The organism is Deltaproteobacteria bacterium (assembly GCA_018668695.1).
GTDB lineage: Bacteria > Myxococcota > XYA12-FULL-58-9 > XYA12-FULL-58-9 > JABJBS01 > JABJBS01.
In genome coordinates, this window is sequence record JABJBS010000171.1 from 1 (window position 1) to 6,681 (window position 6,681).

The 6,681-nt window shown below is 49.7% G+C and carries 6 protein-coding genes; 4 read left to right on the forward strand and 2 right to left on the reverse strand.

Annotated features, from left to right (window positions below):
• A partial coding sequence (locus tag HOK28_09060) for a hypothetical protein (GenBank protein ID MBT6433227.1) occupies positions 1-1,349 on the reverse strand: 1,349 nt, incomplete at its 3' end.
• A gap of 43 nt (positions 1,350-1,392) precedes the next feature.
• Complete coding sequence (locus HOK28_09065; protein ID MBT6433228.1) at positions 1,393-1,863, reverse strand: hypothetical protein; 471 nt, start codon at positions 1,861-1,863, stop codon at positions 1,393-1,395.
• A 299-nt stretch (positions 1,864-2,162) separates the two neighbouring features.
• Here HOK28_09065 and HOK28_09070 point away from each other — a divergent pair, with 299 nt between their 5' ends.
• The 4 genes from HOK28_09070 to HOK28_09085 all read left to right on the forward strand — a co-directional run.
• Positions 2,163-3,707 carry a sigma 54-interacting transcriptional regulator gene (locus HOK28_09070; GenBank protein ID MBT6433229.1) on the forward strand — a complete coding sequence of 515 codons (1,545 nt, stop codon included), beginning with the start codon at positions 2,163-2,165 and terminating at the stop codon, positions 3,705-3,707.
• A gap of 34 nt (positions 3,708-3,741) precedes the next feature.
• Positions 3,742-4,032 (forward strand): HNH endonuclease, encoded by a 291-nt coding sequence (locus tag HOK28_09075; GenBank protein MBT6433230.1) that lies wholly within the window; start codon positions 3,742-3,744, stop codon positions 4,030-4,032.
• Entirely contained in the window at positions 4,022-5,212 is a 1,191-nt protein-coding gene (locus HOK28_09080) for an NAD(P)/FAD-dependent oxidoreductase (GenBank protein ID MBT6433231.1), read from the forward strand. Before HOK28_09075 ends, HOK28_09080 begins: the two co-directional genes overlap by 11 nt.
• A 79-nt stretch (positions 5,213-5,291) precedes the next feature.
• Positions 5,292-6,681: hypothetical protein (locus HOK28_09085; protein MBT6433232.1), on the forward strand; the 1,390-nt coding region annotated here is incomplete at its 3' end.

Here is a 6,681-nt window from a genome sequence, read left to right on the forward strand (position 1 = left end):
ATCTGGGCGTCTTCGCCGACGGAGTTGAGCTCGTCTTCTAAGTTTTTCTGATAAGTTGAGAGTTCACCATAATTGTCAGCTACGTCACCACGCGTGAAGCTTGACTGACTCGCACTTGTCTTGCTGGTGGAGCCAGGTGCTTCCGCAACCAGTGCTGGGTACAAGTCAGCAAGCTCCTCTTGAGAGTACTTAGGGATCTCGATGGATTCTTGGCCGGGAATTAAAATAGATGGTTGAATTCTGCCAATTTCAGAGGCCCCATTGTCTGCGGCTTGAATCCAGTTCTTCGATTCCCGAATCATTCGGTCGTTCACTCTGGTTATAAATTGCTCGAGAGATTCGTTAGGGCGTTTAATAAAATTATATTCTAAAACTGTGTAGTCATGTTCATCAAAAAACCCACCATCTATCTCCTGCAAAAAGGTAGTCTGGGTAATTCCTTTAGTTTCTAATACTTTATTGAAGGCTAGTTTTTCGTCAGGTGATAAGTTTTCATAATGGCTAAACAAATTACTGGCGGAATCATCAAATGCATCATCAATCGCTTGAGTGTCAGTACTTCCTTGTCCTGAGGCGTAACCTTTGGCTTCGACCGGGCTAAGCGAGACAGACTTCGTTTCCAATGAACTCTTTGCATGAGCGAAATGTTGAGCGAGTGGTATATAGGGATTCTTATCCGAATGATTATCTTCTAGGCCTGGTAATGTGGTTTCCTTTTGCGCTGATGACTGGCTGTTTGCGGTACCGGTGTAGTCCTGACGTATGTGTCTGGTTTGAAAGGCTTCGATTGCTACCGAATCTTCAGAGCCTGGATACTGACTAAGGTGGGAACGAACAGCCTCAAGTTCCTCACGAATAGCTTTTCGTTCGTTATTAAAATGCTTTACCTTATTGGCAAAGTCTAAAAGTTGCTCACTTTGCAACATGTAAGACTCACGAAGAACTGCTTGAACAAAAGCGCCGATATTGGCTGTGTTCCAAGACTTTCGTTCCACTTTAGTAAATTTCACGATGCTTTCCTCGAGCATTCCAGGGAACTGGCTTACCACTTGAGCGATTTCCTCTAAATCCGATTCAGATGCCGAGAGTTCGTCACTTGATGAGATTCCAGCCAACTCCAGGTCGCCGCAGCCATTATCATTTGAGCTGTCGGGTGAGCAGCAATGGGGACCTGCGGGTGCGTCGCCCGGATACGATACGCTAAGGTTGATGAAGTCTTTTGCGACGACTTTAGGGTCTTGTGCCACAATCGCCTGATTCTTCTTCGCCGGTAATTCCGCAACAGCGAGTGGTTCAGAGGTCGGGATTACTGAGAAGGTTGGCGTTGGGATTGAGTGAATAGTTGTCATGATGGGCTCCTGATTAAGTTGAATCTAAAAAGTATAAAAATGCTTAGGCTAAAATATTCGAAAGATTGATGCCCACCGCGGCGAGTTCAGCACTCTGTGCTTTGAGCGCTTGTGGGCCAAACTGAGCAACGCTGACTGGGTCGAGCATACGAACAAAACTCTTAAGCTTAGTTTCAGCGTGCTTTCGGGTCTGAGCGATGGCTGCTTCGATTTGAGACTTCTGAGCTTCTAGTTGCTCAATGGTGGCAGCTGCTTCAGTGGTTTGAGTTCGTACGAAGAAACCAAGAGCTTGTTCAAATTGAACACGGGAATCATTCGCTTCAGCTTGCTTGGTCGTTTGCTCTGCGAGGTTACTCGGCGCGTTCTTGCTGCGAAGAGCCAAGCTGCCTCCATTTTCAAGGAAGTCTTTAAATTCAGCTGTGCTGCGACCCCCGGCGAGAGATGGATTTACCCGAAGTACAGCCTGAAGGGTGCGGCGATTGATGTTTACTTTAGGTGTGACTGCGTTGTGCATTCCAAGGCTCCGTGTTTCAGTTACTCTTTACATAGCCAGTAGCGTGCCAACTGACGTTAATCTCTTCGATTTCAACAATTACAGGCACTTACATGGTTTCCCAGGTGCCTTTTCATACGCCGAGGGTGTTCAGTGTAGGACGTGTGTCAGATTGGACAGAGGGTCTGTCGCTATTTGGATCGCTCGCCGTTCAAGAGCCCCAATCGAGCTACATTCAAGAACCAATACAGGCATCACAAACATTTCTGCCCTTGGCGCGACCTCAAGGGTTCGTTAAAACATAAGGGGAAGGAGCAGTCGTGCCGACATTTAATCTCAGACAGCGCGAGATGGCAGAAGCCATGGTCGACCTCAGTCACCGTAATCCGTTCGGCGAGGGCCGTATTCGTGCGGAGCAGCGGGTATTGGGTGAGAGTGCTATCGGAGGTGACAAACTCTGGAGCTGGACCGGTGAGGCGAGTTCTCGGCGACCCAACATCGCGCTGATACGTGAGCGATCTGAGCGATTGGTAGGAGAAATGCGAGCGGCAATGATTGCCGCGAATGGGGCGCAGAGTGAGGAGGAGCTGACTCTTTACATCGATACTGTTCTGTTCACCTTCTTTCATAAATACGACTATGCTTGGCAAGCCCTGGCGGACTCGGAAATGGCTGGCAGGCAGGTTACTCTAGAGCCTGTTCCGTTTTACGACGATCTGTGCCGAGACATTCAAGACTACTGCACAATCAATGGGCGTGCGTACATGCCGATGGAGCGCATGCCGCACTTGATGGCGCTTGGTTTTCAGCTTCGGCGCGCCTTTCACTTTATCTTCCAAACCATCGTAGGGTCTGGCCGCGCAGCAAGTCAGCTTCGCATGTCGGTTTGGGAATCGATTGTTACGCATAACACGCGACGATACAGCAAAGGCCTTTATGCCAAGATGGCTGAAATCCCCACTTTAATCTGTGGGCCATCGGGTACGGGTAAAGAACTGGTTGCTCGAGCGATTGGTTGGTCTCGGTATGTCCCGTTTGATGGTCGTCGAAAATGTTACGAAGGTTCATTCGTGGGACGTTTTTATCCCATCAGTTTGGCCGCACTTTCAAGCTCCGTCATTGAGTCGGAACTCTTTGGGCATAGCAGAGGTTCGTTTACGGGTGCAGCGGGTGACAGAGCTGGTTTTTTCGAGGTCGCTGGAGCCCATGGAACGGTTTTCCTGGATGAAATAGGTGAAGTAAGCCTCGACATCCAGGTTAAGCTCTTACGGGTTTTGCAAACGAGAATGTTTCAACGAATGGGTGACACCGCGCCACGTCGATTTGAAGGAAAAATCGTTGCCGCCACCAACGCCGATTTGGTCACGATGATGCGAGATGGTCGCTTTCGTGAAGATTTGTTCTACCGGCTTTGCGCTGACCTCGTGGAGACACCATCCCTTGCTGAGCAGATCTCTGATGATCCGGAAGCACTTACGAATCTTCTCGGCTTTATTTCCAACAGAGTGGTTGGGGCTGATCTGGGGCGTGAACTTGCTTACGACGTAAATCAATGGATTAACAAAGAATTACCGCCTAACTACCGCTGGCCGGGTAATATTCGAGAGCTTGAGCAATGCGTGCGTAACGTCTTGGTCCGTAATCGTTATACCCCAGTTCGCGGTCAACCCGCGGGGGGGACCGGCTTACCTGAAGCCGTGAAGTCTCGTGAGGTGCAGCTTAATGAGCTTGTTCAATGGTACTGCACCGAGGTTTATGCCGAGAGCAAAGGTTATGAGGATGCTGCGGCCCGTTTGGGTATCGATCCGAGGACTTTAAAGTCGAAAATCGACTGGGAGAGACTCGAAAAGCTCCAAGGGGATTGACGGCGCGGAATTATTCTGAGCTTTAGGGGCTGCTATGCATCAGTCCGACGAAAAACACCGTAAAATTGAACGAGAAAAAGCCCGTGCTTTGCGTAAAACACGTTGGTGGCAGGATAAGCTCGCGGCCGGAGTCTGTCACTTTTGTGATGAGACGTTCGAGAAGGACGAGCTTTCGATGGACCATGTGGTGGCAGTATCTCGTGGCGGGAAGAGCGTCCGAGGTAACGTGGTGGTTGCCTGTAAAGACTGCAACAACAAGAAGTCTTATAAGACTCCGGTAGAAATGATCTTGGAAAGTTTGAAGAACGACGACAATGAAACCTAAATCAAAATGGGATGTCATTGTGATTGGCGGCGGAGCGGCTGGCCTGATGTGTGCAGCCGTTGCTGCCGGGCGTGGCCGGAAAGTATTGTTACTGGAGAAGAACAGCCAGGTTGGCCGTAAGATTCTGATCTCCGGTGGTGGCCGCTGCAACTTTACAAACACTGGCACCACACACGAGCAATATTACAGCAAGAATCTTCATTTCTCGCGTTCAGCTTTGTCGATGTATACGGCGAAGGACTTCACGACGTTGGTGCAAAAACACGGCATAAGGTTTCACGAGAAAAAACTGGGGCAGCTCTTCTGCGATAAGTCAGCTCGCGAAATTGTTGCGCTCTTACTTGACGAATGTGCGCAAGCAGGTGCGAGCGTTCTTTGCGATACTGAAGTTAATTCGATCAGTGGTGAGGGTCCTTATGCACTGGATACAAACCAAGGGCAGTTGCAATGTGATTCGTTGGTTATAGCGAGCGGCGGTCTTTCGATTCCTAAAATAGGAGCCACGGACTTTGGCTTTGGCATCGCGAGGCAATACGGGTTGAAGGTTACGGAGTTAAGACCGGCGTTGGTGCCACTGACGTTCGGTAAAGAGACGTTTCCTGGCTTTAAAGAATTGGCGGGAACATCTATCGATGCACTTGTGACCTGCGGTGGGAAATCGTTTAGGGAGAATATTCTCTTTACTCACTGGGGGCTAAGTGGACCGGCTATCTTACAAGCTTCTCTCTATTGGGACCCAGGTGAGAAGGTTCATCTTAATCTGCTACCGGAAGTAAAAGCTGCGCAGTGGCTCATTGAACTTAAGAAGAGTCAGCCCAAAGCAACTTTGGTGAGCGTTTTGAAACCATTGTTACCCGTTCGATTTGTGGAGGCGTTTATTGATTTAGTTTTAAAATCAGAGTCGCGACCTCTCGGAGAACGCTCGAACAAAGACTTGATTCGATTCGGCGACATTCTAAATGGCTGGGAAGTCATTCCTGATGGTACCCAAGGCTACAAAAAAGCTGAGGTCACGCGGGGCGGCGTCCATGCCGATGGGTTGTCCCAGAAATCAATGGAAAGCCTTGAGAATCCCGGGCTTTTCTTCATCGGTGAAGTCGTGGACGTCACCGGTTGGCTCGGGGGCTACAACTTCCAGTGGGCCTGGGCATCGGGTGTGGCCGCAGGGCAGTCGGTATAAATTTTATTAAAAACACGCAACAACTCTTCGTATAGCCCGATAACTATTCTGTGCGCTTCATGCACGAATAGGAGGCTGTATGTCAGATGTCTCAATGCCCGACGGTCCAAGTTCCGTATATTTGGACCGTTACACAACCGACGATAGTGATTCGTTATCCTATGATAATGAAACTGTTCGATACGATTACGACCTCATCAAATCAGGTGAGCACGAAGACGTAAGCGGGCGGGGCGGAGCCGGTTACACCACAGAAGATACCGATGTTTATGTTTCTGGTCACTTTGACGAGGCAACGGGGAATGTGGGCGGCCGAGTTGACATAGAACATGCCATTCATCCCGATACGATACTCGATGCCCATTTTGCGGCTGACAATGACGACAATACCAGTGGTCACGTAGGACTCACACATCATTTGAACGACGAGGAAGTTGTTCGTGGTGAAGTCGGTACAGATGCTGAAAGAGGCGATTACCTCAACCTCAACTATGAACACGTGGATGAATCTGGTTCCGACTCCGTGGAGTTTCAGGGAAGTGAAAACGGCGGATCATCCTTAACCTACAATGGTAACCGTCACGGTGAAGACTGGGATCTGGGTGCTACATTCACGGCAAATGATGAAGGTGAGACAGCGGGAACAATTCAGGGTGAAAAGCGTTTTTCCATCAATGAAGCTACGGATGCTAAAGTCTATGGTGAAGCCAATCTAGACGGCACCTGGAAAGCGGGCGCAGAAGCTACTCACACCACGGTAGATGGACACGTTGTCAGCCAAGGCTTGGAGATAGACGACAAGGGTAAAGCCGATGGTTTCGTAAGCCACGCGTTTGAAAATAATCATGAGACGGTTGGGTTGCACCGTACCGCCGAAGGCGATGAGTCGTTAACTTATGTGGGCCACCATGAAGGTGAACATTGGAAAACGGACGAGTCACTCTCGATAGACAAAGACGGTAAAGTTGTAGGCCAGGTCGCCGGCAGTGTTGAGGAAGTCGTCAGTGAAAAGCGAAGCCGGGTATACGATGGAACGATTCGGTCAGATGGCAGCTGGGAAGCAGGTGTAAGTCAGGCGGATGAAGTTGCAGATAATCTTACCCTAAATAATAGACTGCGTTACGATTCGGATGGAAAAGTAACCGGTAACCACAATGTCATGGTCACTACGCTTGATGGTCAAGGCTATGTCTCGGCTGATGCGGGCTGGGACAGTGAAGGAGGCCGAAGTGCTGGTGTGGCTGGCGGCTACGGCTTTGAAGGCGGCTCCACTCTTGGCGCTAATGTTGGCTGGGATGGTAACCACTACAGCGGCGGTGCTAACGCCGGGGTTGTATTGTCCGAGACGACATCACTTAACGGCGGCTTAACGTACGATGGTGCATCAAAGTCAACGGGCGTAAATGTTGGGCTGGGTTATACAAGTCTCGACAACAGAACATCAGTTGGGGCAGGTGTTGGTTACAACG